The 14,089-nt window shown below is 72.4% G+C and carries 19 protein-coding genes; 10 read left to right on the top strand and 9 right to left on the bottom strand.

The genetic code is table 11. From position 1 onward, the window contains the following. Window positions 1-21 precede the first annotated feature (21 nt). The gene (locus AC3RJ6_RS15115; RefSeq protein ID WP_491427915.1) at window positions 22-1,164 is read right to left on the bottom strand and encodes a M4 family metallopeptidase; all 1,143 of its coding nucleotides are present in this window, start codon (window positions 1,162-1,164) and stop codon (window positions 22-24) included. Between the two features lie 73 nt (window positions 1,165-1,237). Between AC3RJ6_RS15115 and AC3RJ6_RS15110 the strand changes: the two genes are divergently transcribed. Then, a complete protein-coding gene (locus AC3RJ6_RS15110; RefSeq protein ID WP_491427914.1) occupies window positions 1,238-2,092 on the top strand; it encodes a CPBP family glutamic-type intramembrane protease in 855 nt (284 codons plus the stop codon). A gap of 25 nt (window positions 2,093-2,117) precedes the next feature. Here the strand turns inward: AC3RJ6_RS15110 and AC3RJ6_RS15105 are convergent, their stop codons facing one another. The 3 genes from AC3RJ6_RS15105 to AC3RJ6_RS15095 form a co-directional block, all read right to left on the bottom strand. Beyond that, window positions 2,118-2,567 carry a CHRD domain-containing protein gene (locus tag AC3RJ6_RS15105; protein ID WP_491427913.1) on the bottom strand — a complete coding sequence of 150 codons (450 nt, stop codon included), beginning with the start codon at window positions 2,565-2,567 and terminating at the stop codon, window positions 2,118-2,120. A 97-nt stretch (window positions 2,568-2,664) separates the two neighbouring features. Then, window positions 2,665-3,042 carry a DUF488 domain-containing protein gene (locus AC3RJ6_RS15100; protein ID WP_491427912.1) on the bottom strand — a complete coding sequence of 126 codons (378 nt, stop codon included), beginning with the start codon at window positions 3,040-3,042 and terminating at the stop codon, window positions 2,665-2,667. Window positions 3,043-3,133: 91 nt separating this feature from the next. Continuing rightward, window positions 3,134-3,895 (bottom strand): SDR family NAD(P)-dependent oxidoreductase, encoded by a 762-nt coding sequence (locus tag AC3RJ6_RS15095; RefSeq protein WP_491427911.1) that lies wholly within the window; start codon window positions 3,893-3,895, stop codon window positions 3,134-3,136. Between the two features lie 134 nt (window positions 3,896-4,029). Here AC3RJ6_RS15095 and AC3RJ6_RS15090 point away from each other — a divergent pair, with 134 nt between their 5' ends. Both AC3RJ6_RS15090 and rpsO read left to right on the top strand, forming a co-directional pair. Beyond that, complete coding sequence (locus AC3RJ6_RS15090; RefSeq protein ID WP_491428337.1) at window positions 4,030-4,653, top strand: TetR family transcriptional regulator; 624 nt, start codon at window positions 4,030-4,032, stop codon at window positions 4,651-4,653. Window positions 4,654-4,802: 149 nt separating this feature from the next. Further along, a complete protein-coding gene (gene rpsO / locus AC3RJ6_RS15085) occupies window positions 4,803-5,072 on the top strand; it encodes a 30S ribosomal protein S15 (protein ID WP_130351110.1) in 270 nt (89 codons plus the stop codon). 111 nt (window positions 5,073-5,183) lie between these two features. On the opposite strand, the gene AC3RJ6_RS15080 is transcribed toward rpsO, so the two are convergent. Next, a complete protein-coding gene (locus AC3RJ6_RS15080) occupies window positions 5,184-5,732 on the bottom strand; it encodes a CGNR zinc finger domain-containing protein (protein ID WP_491427909.1) in 549 nt (182 codons plus the stop codon). A gap of 123 nt (window positions 5,733-5,855) precedes the next feature. On the opposite strand from AC3RJ6_RS15080, the gene AC3RJ6_RS15075 reads away from it, so the two are divergent. The 3 genes from AC3RJ6_RS15075 to AC3RJ6_RS15065 are packed head-to-tail and all read left to right on the top strand — an operon-like array spanning window position 5,856 to window position 8,509. Then, the gene (locus tag AC3RJ6_RS15075; RefSeq protein ID WP_491427908.1) at window positions 5,856-6,926 is read left to right on the top strand and encodes an EamA family transporter; all 1,071 of its coding nucleotides are present in this window, start codon (window positions 5,856-5,858) and stop codon (window positions 6,924-6,926) included. Between the two features lie 9 nt (window positions 6,927-6,935). Next, window positions 6,936-7,823 (top strand): LLM class flavin-dependent oxidoreductase, encoded by an 888-nt coding sequence (locus AC3RJ6_RS15070; protein WP_491427907.1) that lies wholly within the window; start codon window positions 6,936-6,938, stop codon window positions 7,821-7,823. A gap of 38 nt (window positions 7,824-7,861) precedes the next feature. After that, complete coding sequence (locus AC3RJ6_RS15065) at window positions 7,862-8,509, top strand: hypothetical protein (RefSeq protein WP_491427906.1); 648 nt, start codon at window positions 7,862-7,864, stop codon at window positions 8,507-8,509. A 13-nt stretch (window positions 8,510-8,522) separates the two neighbouring features. Here the strand turns inward: AC3RJ6_RS15065 and AC3RJ6_RS15060 are convergent, their stop codons facing one another. Further along, on the bottom strand, window positions 8,523-8,912 hold the full coding sequence (locus AC3RJ6_RS15060) for a thioredoxin family protein (protein ID WP_491427905.1): 390 nt from the start codon (window positions 8,910-8,912) through the stop codon (window positions 8,523-8,525). Window positions 8,913-8,975: 63 nt separating this feature from the next. Here AC3RJ6_RS15060 and AC3RJ6_RS15055 point away from each other — a divergent pair, with 63 nt between their 5' ends. Then, on the top strand, window positions 8,976-9,884 hold the full coding sequence (locus AC3RJ6_RS15055; protein WP_491427904.1) for an alpha/beta fold hydrolase: 909 nt from the start codon (window positions 8,976-8,978) through the stop codon (window positions 9,882-9,884). A 7-nt stretch (window positions 9,885-9,891) separates the two neighbouring features. On the opposite strand, the gene AC3RJ6_RS15050 is transcribed toward AC3RJ6_RS15055, so the two are convergent. Continuing rightward, window positions 9,892-10,698, bottom strand: a complete 807-nt coding sequence (locus tag AC3RJ6_RS15050; RefSeq protein ID WP_491427903.1) for a glycosyltransferase family 2 protein — start codon at window positions 10,696-10,698, stop codon at window positions 9,892-9,894. A gap of 130 nt (window positions 10,699-10,828) precedes the next feature. Here AC3RJ6_RS15050 and AC3RJ6_RS15045 point away from each other — a divergent pair, with 130 nt between their 5' ends. From AC3RJ6_RS15045 to AC3RJ6_RS15035, 3 genes are all read left to right on the top strand, one after another. Next, entirely contained in the window at window positions 10,829-12,061 is a 1,233-nt protein-coding gene (locus AC3RJ6_RS15045; protein WP_491427902.1) for an LLM class flavin-dependent oxidoreductase, read from the top strand. Beyond that, on the top strand, window positions 12,058-12,690 hold the full coding sequence (locus AC3RJ6_RS15040) for an FMN reductase (RefSeq protein ID WP_491427901.1): 633 nt from the start codon (window positions 12,058-12,060) through the stop codon (window positions 12,688-12,690). The genes AC3RJ6_RS15045 and AC3RJ6_RS15040 overlap by 4 nt, the downstream gene beginning before the upstream one ends. Window positions 12,691-12,970: 280 nt before the next feature. Then, entirely contained in the window at window positions 12,971-13,468 is a 498-nt protein-coding gene (locus AC3RJ6_RS15035; protein WP_491427900.1) for a hypothetical protein, read from the top strand. 75 nt (window positions 13,469-13,543) lie between these two features. Here AC3RJ6_RS15035 and AC3RJ6_RS15030 read toward each other — a convergent pair whose 3' ends face one another. Beyond that, window positions 13,544-13,750, bottom strand: coding sequence for a dodecin family protein (locus tag AC3RJ6_RS15030; protein WP_491427899.1), 207 nt, complete (start codon window positions 13,748-13,750; stop codon window positions 13,544-13,546). An 86-nt stretch (window positions 13,751-13,836) separates the two neighbouring features. Beyond that, window positions 13,837-14,028 (bottom strand): DUF5302 domain-containing protein, encoded by a 192-nt coding sequence (locus AC3RJ6_RS15025; RefSeq protein WP_491427898.1) that lies wholly within the window; start codon window positions 14,026-14,028, stop codon window positions 13,837-13,839. Window positions 14,029-14,089 lie beyond the last annotated feature (61 nt).

The raw sequence follows: 14,089 nt of genomic DNA, 5'->3' as shown, positions 1-14,089 counted from the left end.
GTGCTGGATGCTACTCCTCGATCAGCCGTCGTGCGCGGGTTCGCCGCCCCGCCGGCCGGCGTCTGCCTCGGCCGCGCCGCCGGAGCTCGGCGCCGCGTCGGCGGCCGGCAGCACGCCGACCGTCTGCCAGCCCGAGCGAACGGCCTTCGCCTCGCGCGAGTCGGCTCCGAATCGCTGCTCGGCCTGATGCACGGTCTCGGCGGCGAACTCGGCGAAGGTGGCGTCGCGGCCGAGCCGCCCCGACGTGAGGGTGTCGTACCAGACGCGCCCGACGTGCTCCCACGCGAAGCCGCCGAGCTCGCGCGCGGCGAGTGCGAACGCCCGGTTCGGGATACCCGAGTTGAGGTGCACGCCGCCGTTGTCGTCGCTCGTCTCGACGTAGTCGCGCATGTGCGCGGGCTGCGGGTCGCGGCCGAGCACGTCGTCGTCGTACGCCGTGCCCGGCTCGAGCATCGACCGCAGCGCGCGCCCCTGCACCTCGTCGGTGAAGATGCCCTCGCCGATGAGCCACGTCGCTGCCTCGGCGTCCTGGCCGAGGGCGTACTGCTCGACGAGGGCCCCGAACGCATCGGAGACGTGCTCGTTGAGCGCCCCCGGCTGGCCCTGGTAGCGCAGTCCCGCGGTGTGCTCGGTGACCCCGTGCGCGAGCTCGTGGCCGATCACGCTCAGCGAGTCGGTGAACCCGCGGAAGACCTCGCCGTCGCCGTCGCCGAAGACCATGCGCTCGCCGTCCCAGAAGGCGTTGTCGTAGCGGTCGCCGAAGTGCACGGTCGCCTCGAGCGGCATGCCGGCCCCGTCGATGGAGTCCCGGCCGAACACGCGATCGAAGAGGCGGTGCGTGTCGCCGAGGCCGTTGTAGGCGTCGTCGACCGACTCGTCGCCCGTCGCGTGCTCGCCCTCGCGGCGCACGAGCCGGCCCGGCAGCTTCTCGGTGTGCTCGGCGTCGGAGATGCGCCGGTCGGGGTGCGACGGGGCGTCGGGCAGGGCGGCGGGCAGCCGCGGCTCGGCATGCTCGGGCGGCAGCAGCGGCGGAGCGCCGCGGAGCTCGCGGCGGGGCGCGTCGCGCAACAGCGAACGCCGGGCCGCCTCGGCAGCGAGCGGGAATCGGTGGCCCGCGTCGGCGATGCGGTCGAGCAGGTAGGGCGGGACGATCGTCTGCTGCATGAGTCGATCGTCGCACCGCCCGGCGACAATCGGGGGCGCCGCTCCGGGTGCCCGCGCATGCCATGCTGGGGTCGTGCCCGCCGACACCGCCGACCCGCCAGCCCGCCCGTCTGCGGTGGTTCGCACGCATCCGGTCGCGCTCGTGCCGGCGATCCTCGTCTGCGGCGCCGCCGTGCTGCTGTTCGGCCTCCGCTGGCAGTGGGCGGGCTGGGCCGCGCTCGTCGTGGGCGTGCTCATCGCGTGGGCCTGCGACCGTGCCGGCCGCACCGAGCGCCTGGCGCCCGACCTCGCACTCATCGCGATCGGGCAGGCGATCATCTCCACGATGTCGCTCCATGCCGACCTCAGCGACGCCGGCATGCTCCGGTTCGCAGTCGTGCTCGGGCTCGCGGTGGCCGTGCCGTTCCTCGTGTCGCGGCTCGTCTACCGCGAGCGCACGATCCGCTTCCCGTGGCGCACCGGACGGCGCTGGACGCGCACGCAGTGGGCGTACCTCGCGGGCGTCACGTTCGCCGGCTGGCTCATCCTGCCCGCCTACTTCATCGGGTCGGGGGTCTACGAGAACTGGCCGTCGGTCGACGATGCGAACGAGATCGGGCGGCTCGCGGTCGGCGTGACGGCGGTCGGCACGTGGGACGAGCTGTTCTTCATCTGCACGGTGTTCGCGCTGCTCCTCCGGCACTTCCCGGGCTGGCAGGCGAACCTGCTGCAGGCGACCGTGTTCGTCTCCTTCCTCTGGGAGCTCGGCTACCAGAGCTGGGGGCCGCTGCTCACGATCCCGTTCGCCCTCGTGCAGGGCTACACGTTCAAGCTCACGAAGTCGCTCACGTACGTGCTCGTCGTGCACCTCCTGTTCGACCTCGTCGTGTTCCTCGTGATCGTGTACGCGCACACGGGGACCCCCGCGATCTTCCCGTTCACTCCCTGATCGCGTTCGCACCGTGCCGCGGCGGCTACTTCAGCTGCCCCCGCACTTCGCCGCCCGGATACGTCGGCGTGTGCACGTTGACGTAGTACGCGCCGGGGTTCGCGGCGATGGCGTCGAGCACCGTCGAACTCGCGTCGGCGCAGTCCTCGACGGTGAACGACGTCGTGCCCGGCACGGAGAGCGGCACGACGATGCCGCCGGCGACGTTCCGCGGCGCGAAGTGGATGTGCGCGGCGACCGCGGCGGCCGTGAGTCCTTCGACCTCGAGGGTGTAGCAGAACTGCCCGTCCACGATCTCGTAGGCGATGAAGCCGTGCCCGCCGCCGGTCGCCCCGGTCGTCTCCTGCTCGTTGTTCAGCGGAATGGCGGGCATGCCCGGCGGCTTCGCCTGTGCGGCGCCGGCACCGGCGAACGAGAGTCCGGCGATGGCGGCGAGTGCGATGGCGGCGGTGCGGGTCCGATGCTTCGCAATCATGATGAATGCTCGCTTTCTTCGGGTCACGTCGCACGCTACGCCAGGGCGCGCGACGCCTCAAGGGCCGCCGGTGGTCCGGCGCGACCGGCCGTCGGCCTCAGCCCCGCTCGACGGCGGCACCGTGGCCGGCGAGCCACTCGAGCAGCACCTCGGCGTGGTTGGCCTGCGTGTCGCGCGCGCCGTAGAGCAGGGTCACGCGATCGTGGTCGCGGCCGAGCCGCACGAGCGCCTCGGCCGCGGGGTTCTCGTCGAGCTCGGTGCGGTAGCGCGTCGCGAAGTGCTCGAAGTCCCGGGCGCGGTCGGCGGCGTGATGCCACTCCGTGCGCAACTCGGGGGAGGGGGCGACCTCCTTGTCCCAGAGGTCGAGCTCGGCGCGCTCCTTGCTCACGCCGCGGGGCCACAGCCGGTCGACGAGCACCCGGAAGCCGTCGCCCGCCGCGGCGGGCTCGTACACGCGCTTGATCACGAAGGCCATGGCCCCAGTCTCGCCCGGGCGGTGCGGAGAAGCAACGGATGCCCCGCGCCGACGGGCGGCACGGGGCATCCGGTGCATCGAGGCGGGGCGGTCAGATCGCCGACCAGCCGCCGTCCGAGGCGAGCACGACGCCCGACACGTTCGCCGAGTCGTCGGAGAGCAGCCAGGTGATCGCGGCGGCGAGCTGCTCGGGCTCGGCCGGCACGAGGGCGAGGGCGCCGAGCACCGGGCCGAGCACCTTGCCCGCGTGCTCCGAGTGGAACGGCGCCTCGATGTTCGTCTTGACCCCGCCCGGTGCAACCGCGTTGACGCGGATGCCCGAGCCCGAGTACATCACCGAGGTGTTCTTGGTGAAGCCGACGACGGCGTGCTTCGACGTCGTGTAGGCGGCGCCGGCCGAGGCACCGCGGAGGCCGGCCTCGCTCGTGACGTTGACGATCGACCCCGAGCCCTGCTCGAGCATCTTGGGCAGCACGGCGCGCGTGAGGCGCATGACCGCGGTGACGTTGACGTTCATGACGCGCTCCCAGGTCGCGTCGTCGACCTCGGCGGCCGGCAGGAAGGCGTCCATGATGCCGGCGACGTTCGCGAGCACGTCGACCTTGTCGCCCGCGGCGGCGACGAGCGCCTGCACGTTCTCCTCGACCGTGATGTCGCCGGGGGCGGCGACGATGTCGAGCGAGGGGTGCTCGGCGACGAGCGCGTCGAGGCGCTCCTTCGAGACGTCGGCGGCGATCACGCGGGCGCCCTCGGAGGCGAGCCGCACGGTCGTCGCGAGGCCGATGCCCGATCCGGCGCCGGTCACGATCGCGACCTTGCCGTCGAAGCGTCCGGGGGTGATGGCGGTATTCATTGCTGCTCCTCAGCGGTGAGTGCGGCGTCGTGGGATGCGCGGCGTCGCGGGGTTCGCCGGTCGGGTTCACGGCCGGTCCACCAGTTATAACACTGAGTGTCATAAAATGTTCCCGAGAGAATGGCGGTGTGACGATGGATGCCTCGGGCGTGGGCCCTGCGACCGGCGACGGCGCCGCACCGCGAGCGGCCAGGGGTCGCCCCGTCGAGGTCGACCCCGAGGGGCTCGCGGCGCGGGCGCTCGCCCTGTTCACCGAGCGGGGCTTCGACGAGGTCACGATGGCCGACGTCGCCGAGGCCGCCGGCGTGAGCCGTCGCACGCTGTTCCGCTACTTCCCGTCGAAGCCCGACCTCGTGTGGGGCGGCTTCGACGAGGCGATCGCACGCTTCGAGGCGGCGCTCGCGAACGGCGGCTCGCAGCCCGGCGACGCGGCCGCCCCGCCGGTCGCGGGCCTCCACCGCGCCTACGTGGCGATGGCCGAGTTCCCCGCCGACCTGCTCGAAGTCACCCGGCAGCGCCTCCGGATCATCGACGCGCATCCGTCGGTGCTCGCGCACGGCCTCGCGAAGTTCGGTGCCGTGCACGAGCTGCTCGAGCCGCATCTCGGGGAGCCGGCGTCCCTGCGGGCGCACCTGCTCGCCGACCTCTACGTCACGACGGGGTTCAGCGCGATGCGCTGGTGGGCGCGCAGCGGAACCGGCACCCCGGCCGAGGCGGTCGACGCCGCCCTCACCCTGCTCGAGGGGCCGCTCGACTGAGGTGCCCGCGGCTCGGGCCGGGGAGCGGTCCGCCCCGAGGCATCCGTTCTGCTAGAGTATTGAGGTTGCCGTGAAATCGGCCGCGCATCAAGAGAGCCCAGGCATTCGGCCCCGGGCAGCGCGCAACGAGAAGAAAGGGGATCCCATCTATGGCACTCGAAGCAGACGTCAAGAAGGCGATCATCGAAGAGTACGCGACGCACCCCGGTGACACTGGATCCCCCGAGGTCCAGATCGCGCTGCTCACGAAGCGCATCAAGGACCTCACCGAGCACCTGAAGGAGCACAAGCACGACCACCACTCGCGTCGTGGCCTGCTGCTCCTCGTCGGTCAGCGCCGTCGTCTCCTCGGCTACCTCGCCGATGTCGACATCAACCGCTACCGCTCGCTCATCGAGCGTCTCGGGCTGCGCCGCTAAGCACGGCAGTCCGCGCGGCTCTCGAAGACACCGCGAACTTCTTGCGAAGGCCCCCGCCGATCCGGCGGGGGCCTTCGTCATTCCCGGATGCCGCGTGGGCGGCGTCGCCCCTCAGTCGGCGCTGCGCGCGCGGTGCGCCCGGGCCGCCATGCGGTTGCCGCACCGCGTGCTGCAGTAGCGGCGCGACGCGTTCTTCGAGAGGTCGGCGAACAGTCCCGTGCAGTCGTCGGCCGCGCACTCGCGGAGGCGCGCGGTCTCATCGGCGCGCACGACGTCGACGAGTGCCATCGCCGCCTCGACGAGCATGCGCTCGGCGAGCGGCGCGTCGGGCGAGGTCGCGTGGATGTGCCAGTCGGACCCGTCGTGGCGCACGAGCCGGGGGAGCGCCCGCGCTTCGGCGAGGATGGCGTTCACCTCGTCGACGACCTCGTCGCGAGGGCGGCCCCAGATGCCGCGCAGCCGCTCGCGCGCCTCGCGCACCTCGGCGAGCTCGCGCTCGTCGCCGTCGTGGCGTCCGGAGTACTGCCAGGACGCGATGAGCGCGGTGAGCTGGGCGGGCGACGCGAGCTCGTCGTCGCCCGACTCGGACGCGCCGGGCACCGTGTCGGCGAGCGCGGCCATGAACTCGAGGGCCGCGACCGTGTCATCGGTGAAAAGCATTTGACTCCTGACCTCGTCGAGGGGTACTGTCACGAGCATAACGGTGTTCACTCCTGACGCGGCCGGAATCGGCCAGCGCGTCGGGCGAGCGCCGGCAGCGGTTCGGTTCGGCGGGGAGGCGACATGACGTCACGGCGGCGCGGAGTGCTCGGCATCGTGCTCGGGCTCGGCGCGAGTCTCGGATTCGGCGTCGGCGGCGTCTTCGTGAAGCCGCTCATCGAGGGCGGCTGGTCGCCCGGCGCCGCGGTGCTCGCCCGCATCACGATCGCGGCGATCCTGCTCGCCGTGCCCGGCCTCATCGCCCTCCGCGGCGACCTGCGCCCCCTGTGGCGCGCGAAGTGGACGGTGCTCCTCTACGGGCTCGTCGCGGTCGCGGGCGTGCAGTTCTTCTTCTACGCCTCGCTCGAGCGCATCCCCGTGTCGATGACGCTGCTCATCGAGTACCTCGCCCCGATCGCGCTCGTGCTGTTCGCCTGGCTGCGCTCGCGGCGCACGCCCCAGCGCGTCGTGCTCGCGGGTTCCGTGCTCGCCCTCGCCGGTCTCGTGCTCGTCATCGGCCCGGGCGGCGGCGGACTCGACCCGCTCGGCATCGCGTTCGCGGCGCTCGCCATGATCGGCGTGTGCGTCTACTACGCGGTCGGCGAGTCGGCCGCCGAGCAGCTGCCGCCCCTCGGGCTCATCGCCGCGGGCTTCGTCGTCGCGGCGGTCGCGCTCGGTGTCGCCGGGCTCACGGGCCTCCTGCCGATGCAGGCGTCGACCGCCGACGTGCCGTTCCTCGGCACTCCGGTGCCGTGGTTCGTGCCCCTCATCGCCGTCGGGCTCGTCTCGACCGCGTTCGCCTACACGGCCGGCATCGCCTCGATCGGCATGCTGGGCTCCCGCCTGGCCGCGTTCCTCGGGCTCTCCGAGGTCGTCTTCGCGGCGATCGCGGGCTGGATGCTGCTCGGCGAGGCGCTCGGCCCGCTGCAGATCCTCGGCGGCGTGCTCATCCTCGCGGGCATCGTCTGCGTGAAGCTCGAGCGGCCCGACGCGCCCGGCTCGCCCGCGGTCGAGCTCGGCGCAGAACCGGTTCCCGCGACGGACTCCGTGCCGACGGGCGCACCGGCGTCGTCGGACGCGCGGACGGGGGGCGACCGGCACCGCGCTCCGGGGGAGGCCGCCGAGCCGTCACCGCATCCGCACGCGGCGGCCTAGGCTGGCGCCATGCGCTTCGGCATCGTCATCCTGCCCCAGTCCGACTGGCCCGACGCCGCGCGGTACTGGCGTGCGGCCGAGGCCTACGGCTTCGACCACGCCTGGACGTACGACCACCTCGCGTGGCGCAGCCTCGCGGGCGAGCGCTGGCACGCGACGATCCCGACGCTCACCGCGGCGGCGACGGTCACCGAGCGCATCGGCCTCGGCACGTTCGTCTCGCACCCGAACTACCGGCACCCGGTCACGTTCGCGAAGGACATCGCGACCGTCGACCAGATCGCCGGCGGGCGCGTGCTGCTCGGGGTCGGCTCCGGCGGCACCGGCTTCGACGCCCACGTGCTCGGCCAGCCCGAGCTGACGCCGCGGCAGCGCGCCGACCGCTTCGAGGAGTTCGTGCACGGCCTCGACGCACTGCTCCGGTTCGAGGAGCCGGGCGGTGACGGGATCTCGTTCGCGGGCGAGTGGTTCACCGCCGACGGCGCGCGGATGGTCGGCGAACCCGCCCAGCGCCCCAGGATGCCGCTGCATCTCGCCGCGAACGGCCCGCGCGGGCTCGGGCTCGTGGCGTCGGTCGCCGACGGCTGGATCACGACGGGCGGCGACGACGACGGCACGGATGCCTGGTGGCGCGGCGTCGCCCGGCTCGTCGAGCGGCTCGACGCGGCGTGCGCGGCCGCCGGCCGCGATCCCGGCACGGTCGCGCGCACGCTCTCGCTCGACTCCGAGGCGCGGTTCAGCCTGGCGAGCGTCGGCGCCTTCGACGACGCGGTCGACCGCGCCCGCGAGCTCGGGTTCACCGACGTCGTCTCGCACTGGCCGCGCCCCGCAGGCATCTACGCCGGCGCCGAGCGCGTGCTCGACGAGGTCGCCGGTCGGCTCGACGCCCTCCGCTGACGCCGGCCACGGGGCATCCGCACGATAGCCTGATGTGCGTGTCTGCGCCCCGCCGGAAGCCCCTGCTCGCCTGGGAGCCGCTGCCGTACCTCGTCGTCGTCGTGCTGCTCGTCGCGACGAGCGCCATCCGCCCCGAATCGCCGGCCTGGCTGTTCTGGCCGTTCACGGTGCTGCTCCTCGCGGCCATCGCCTGGGTCGTGGCCGGGCTCGTGCGACGCCGTCGTGCGAACCCCGACCAGTGGGGCGACCTGACGACGCTCGACGGCCTCGAGGTCGTCGAGGCGCCGCACGTCGAGCGCGACGTGCGGGCGATCGCCCCCGTGGGCGAGGTGCACCGGCACCAGGCTGCGATCGAGCTCGCCCGCCTGCACGGCGGTGCCGACCAGCCCGCCGTGCTCGTGCCCCGCGCGAACCGCTGGCTGTCGCGCCGTTACCGCGTCGGCGTGCAGCTCGTCGGCGGTGACCGCCCGCGCCACGCCGGCTTCCTGGGCGCGGCCGCCGACGAGCACTGGCGCGACCGGCTCGACCTGCTCGCGCAGTCGGGGCGCTACGCGCGCGTTCCCGCGCGCATCACGGGTGCGGCGCGACCGTTCGGCGTCGAGCTCGACCTGTCGGGGCTCGAGCACGCGCTCGGGTCGGGTGCCGGTTCGGCCGAGCCGGGGCGCGAGCCTCGCGGCGAGGCCTGACCGCGGCGGAGCCTCAGGCGCCGTCGGTGCCCGTCGCCTCGCCGGCCTCCTGCGACGCCAGCTGGGCGCGCACCTGGTCCATGTCGAGCGCGCGCACCTGCGACACGAGCTCGTCGAGCATCGGACGCGGCAGCGCGCCGGCCTGGGCGAACACGCCGATGCCGTCCTTGAAGGCCATGATCGTCGGGATCGACGTGATGTTCATCGCGGCCGCGAGCTGCTGCTGGTCCTCCGTGTCGACCTTCGCGAACACGAGGTCGGGGTTCGCCTCGGACGCCGCCTCGTAGTTGGGCGCGAACTGGCGGCACGGACCGCACCACGCCGCCCAGAAGTCGACGAAGACGGTGCCGCCCTCGAGGATGGTCTTCTCGAAGGTGTCCAGGGTGAGCGCGACGGTAGCCATCGTTCCAGCGTAGGCGACGAGTCTGGGCGATCGCCCAGCCTCGACCGCCCAGCCGCTATCGTGATGGTCGTGGCGGCTATCGACGAGGCTCGGAGGCTCGACGAGGCGCTGCCCGACCTCGACTGGCACGCGCTGCCGCCCGGCACCGAGCGCAGCCGATTCGCCGCGCCGAGCGGCCCGCTCGCGCGCATCGCGCTCGGCCCTGCCGATGGGCCGCGCGTCGTGCTCGTGCCCGGCGCGACGGGCTCGAAAGAGGACTTCGTCATCATGCTGCCGCTGTTCGCAGACGCGGGCTACCGGGTCGAGTCGTTCGACCTCGCCGGGCAGTACGAGTCGTTCGAGGCGGGCCCGTGGAACCTCGATCCGCCTCGTGCGCACTACGACGAGCGGCTGTTCCTCGACGACCTGCTCGCCGTGCTCGACGACGGGGCGGGTGCGGCCCACGTGCTCGGCTACAGCTTCGCGGGCACGCTTGCGGGCCTCGCGCTGCTCGAACGGCCAGACCGGTTCGCGAGCCTCACGCTGCTGAGCTCGCCGCCCGAGCCCGGGCAGGCGTTCCGCGGCGTGAAGCGCATCGGGGCGCTGAGCGGGTTCACGACGCCTCGGCAGGGCGCTTCGCTGATGCTCTGGGGCATCCGCAACAACCTCAACAAGGTGCCGCCCGGCCGGCTGGCGTTCGTGCGCGAGCGGTTCGCGCTCACGCGACGCGACAGCGTCGACGACATCATCGCGCTCATGATGGCGACCCCCGACGTGCGCGCCGAGCTCGCGGCGACCACCGTGCCGAAGCTCGTCGCCGTCGGCGAGCACGACCTCTGGCCGCGCGAGCTGCACGAGCGCTCGGCGCGCGAGCTCGGGGCGCGGTTCGCGGCGTACCCGACCGGTCACAGTCCCTGCGAGACCGCGCCGCACCAGCTCGTCCGCGACATGCTCGCCCTGTTCGAGGCGACCGACTCGGCCCGCGGCGGCTGAACCGGACTCAGGCGGGCAGAGCCTCGTCGCCGTCGGCGTCGCGCTCGGGTGCGGCTTCGTCGACTCCCGGTGCCTCCCACACCCAGGCGGAGGCCAGGCGTCGTTCGCGACGCCGGCGCAACGGCGGCCACTCGCGCGACTCGACCGACATCGTGTGGAACGCCATGCGCACGCGGCGCCAGAGCCCGGACGGCGTGTCGAACGGTCGCGCCGAGACCTCGACCTTGAGGCGGCGGTCGCGGACGACCGTCATGCCGGGCTGCATCCACCAGGCGAGGTCGAGGTCGTCGTGCACGTCGGCCCGGTCGCGATGCACGACATCGCGCAGGCGCAGCCAGGCGTCGGCGCGGATCGCGTAGTTCGAGCCGAAGATCGGCGGGTGCCCGAGCAGGGCGCCGATCACCGTGAAGTAGCCGCCGATGTAGATGTTGCGCGCGATCCAGCGCACGAGGGCGCTGCGCCCGTAGAACGTGCCGCCGTTCGTGACGACGGCGGGCCGGTCGCGCGCCGACATGCGTCGTTCGACTTCGGCGAGCCAGTCGGGCGCGGGCACGGAATCGGCGTCGAGCCGGGCGATGATCTCGCCGCCGGCGGCGTCGAACCCCGTCGCGGTCGCGGGCCAGATGCCCTGCACCGGCTCGACGATCACTCGTGCGCCCGCGGCTCGTCCGACCGCCGCGCTGTCGTCGGCGGAGCCGTTGTCGACGACGATCACCTCGTCGGCGGGGCGGGTTTGGGCGGCGAGGGCGCGCAGGCATGCGGTGAGGAACTCCGCATCGTCGAGGCACGGAATGACGACCGAGATCGTGCTCATCAGGCCGAGTGTAACGCCGCGTTCACGCTTCGGGGCGGATCGGGAATACCGTGGCTACGGCCTCCGTTGCACCCGATGTATGCAAACGCATAGAATCGACGCATCACCAGATGAGCTCAGGAGCAGCATCATGCAGTTCGGTATCTTCACCGTCAGCGACATCACGCAGGACCCGACGACCGGTCGTACGCCGACCGAGGCCGAGCGCATCCAGGCGACCCTGACGATCGCCAAGCACGCCGAAGAGGTCGGCCTCGACGTCTTCGCCCTCGGCGAGCACCACAACCCGCCGTTCTGGTCGTCGTCGCCGACCACGACCCTCGCGTACATCGCCGGGCAGACCTCGACGCTCCAGCTGTCGACCGCGACCACGCTCATCACGACGAACGACCCGGTCAAGATCGCCGAGGACTACGCGATGCTGCAGCACGTCTCGGGCGGACGCGCCGACCTCATGCTCGGCCGCGGCAACACCGGCCCGGTCTACCCGTGGTTCGGCAAGGACATCCGCCAGGGCCTGCCGCTCGCCGTCGAGAACTACGAGCTGCTGCACCGGCTGTGGCGCGAGGACGTCGTCGACTGGTCGGGCAAGTTCCGCACGCCGTTGCAGGGCTTCACCTCGACCCCGCGCCCGCTCGACGGCGTGCCGCCGTTCGTCTGGCACGGCTCGATCCGCACGCCCGAGGTCGCCGAGCAGGCCGCGTTCTACGGCGACGGCTTCTTCTCGAACCACATCTTCTGGCCGGCCTCGCACACCCAGCGCATGGTCGCCCTGTACCGCCAGCGCTTCGAGCACCACGGTCACGGCACGGCCGCGCAGGCGATCGTCGGCCTCGGCGGCCAGGTGTTCATGCGCAAGAACTCGCAGGACGCGGTGCGCGACTTCCGCCCCTACTTCGACAACGCGCCCGTCTACGGGCACGGGCCGAGCCTCGAGGAGTTCTCGCAGCAGACGCCCCTGACCGTGGGCAGCCCGCAGGAGGTCATCGACCGGACGCTCTCGTTCCGCGACTACGTCGGCGACTACCAGCGCCAGCTCTGGCTCATGGATCACGCCGGCCTGCCCCTCAAGACGGTGCTCGAACAGCTCGACCTGCTGGGCGGCGAGGTGGTGCCGGTGCTGCGGGAGGAGTTCGCGAAGAACCGCCCGGCCGACGTGCCGGATGCCCCGACCCATGCCTCGCTCGTGTCGGCCAAGTACGGCGACGAGGCGCCCCGGCAGGCGACCCCGAACGCCAACCGCGGCGACAATCTGACCGTCGGCTCGCCCTACCAGGACACTGCTGCGGTCGAGGCCGAGGCGAAGCAGCAGGCGGGCTCGGCGTTCGGCCCCGCCGCGACCCGACAGGGGGCGACCCGATGACCGCCAAGCAGATCGTCGTCGTCTCGGCGGGTCTCTCGACCCCGAGCTCGACCCGCCAGCTCGCCGACCGGCTCGCCGCCGACGCGGTCTCGGCGCTCGCCGAGCGCGGCGTCGAAGCCGAGGTGCGCACGTTCGAGCTCCGCGAGCTCGCCCACGACATCACGAACCACCTGCTGCTCGGCTTCGCCCCGCCGAAGCTCGAGGAGGCGCTCGAGGCCGTCGCCTCGGCCGACGGCCTCATCGCCGTGACGCCGATCTTCACGACGAGCTACGCGGGCCTGTTCAAGTCGTTCATCGACGTGATCGACCCGCAGGCGCTCACCGACCTCCCCGTGCTCATCGGAGCGACGGGCGGAACGCCGCGGCACTCGCTCGCGATCGACTACGCGATCCGCCCGCTGTTCACGTACCTGCACGCGGTGCCGGTGACGACGGGCGTCTTCGCGGCGACGAGCGACTGGGGCGGCTCGGAGGGCGACGGCGTGCGTTCGCTGCCCGACCGCATCTTCCGCGGAGCGAAGGAGTTCGCCGACCTCGTCGAGCGCACCGACCGCTCGCAGCTCGTGAACGACCCGTTCCAGCTCGATCGGCCGTTCGGCCACCTCATCGGAGGCCTCGCGGGGGAGTGACCGAGCAGCCCTCCGGCCGGCCGGCGCCAGTGGCGTCGGCCGGCCGTCGTCGTTCGCCACGATGACGGGAGCGGTGCGCCCGTTCCCCAGTTCTGGGGGTATTGCTGAGGAATCGTCAGTAAATGCTGGAGGGGGTGGGGCGACCGGCGTACGCTCGCAATCGAGGCGCGGCCGCAGGGCCGCGATCACCGCGCGCATTCCGATCGGGGCGGGTCACGAGGTCTCGCGGGCCGGGGGCGGCCGAGTCGCCGATGTCGAAACCCGATCGGAAGGATCCACCATGTCCATTCGCAAGGCCTTGGTCGCGCTCGCCGCGGCCGCGGCGCTCGTGCTCGTCGGCGCGGGCCCGGCCATGGCGGGCGGCAGCCCCCACTTCATCAAGAGCGCGACGAGCGCCTCGGCCGATGGCACGAGCCTCGTCGTCCAGTTCAAGGAGGCCGGCCTCTCGTCGGGCTCCGTCGAGACCGTCCAGGCGACGGCGCACCTCGACGCCACGTACCAGTGCATCAACGGCGGCGGAAACAACCCGAGCGACCCGAAGAAGACGACCATCTCGCAGGACGTCTCGGAGAGCGGGGTCTTCACGGCAGGCAAGAACGGCAACCTCGTCGGCACGTTGACGCTCTCGCCGCCCGCGGCCGCCGACGTGCTCGACTGCCCGAACGGCCAGGTCTCGACGCTGACCGCGGTCACGTGGTCGAACGTCAGGGTCGACGACCTCACGAGCGGGGCCTCGATCATGCTGAAGGGCACGTTCAGCTCGGGCTCCCCGGTCTGATCGGCGCGCACGAACCCGGCGGGGGAGCGATCGCGCCTCCGCCGGGTCGTGCCGTGGGTGCTCGGTGCCCGACGCTCAGTCGTCGAGCACGAAGGTGACCTCGAGGGTCACCGACCAGGCCGTGATGCGCCCGTCGGTCGCCTCGACCTTCTGCTCCTTGACCCAGGCGCCGCTGACGTTGCGCAGCGTCTCGGCCGCGCGGGCGACCCCGGCGGCGACGGCGTCCTCGAAGCTCACCTCGGAGCGGACGGTGATGGTGGTGACTCGTGCGACGGTAGCCATGGCGTTCCTCCTCGAAACGATCGGCGTACGGCCCCCATCTTCCGCCTTCGCGGCCGAGACCGCGAGGGGTTGACCGCCGCTGCCGCTCAGCCGCTCTTGCGGCGGAACTCGCGCTTGTGCGACGCGGGTCCGTGCGCGTCGTGCGCCTGGCCGCCGCCGTCGAGGTGCGCCTCGCCCTCGCGCTTCTTCGAGGCCTGGTTCTTGCGTTCGAGCGCCTCGCGGAACTTGCGCTTCGTCTCGTCGGAGGGGCCGGTGGGGTTCGTCTCGTCGGCTGCCATGCGTTCGAGTCTGGCATGGATGCTGTTCGCACGCGTGAGAGGGATCTTCACAATCGGCCCG

The sequence above is a fragment of the Agromyces cucurbitae genome (assembly GCF_058349945.1).
Note: the sequence above shows the minus strand (reverse complement) of the source record. Positions and strands in the feature narration are given on the sequence as shown.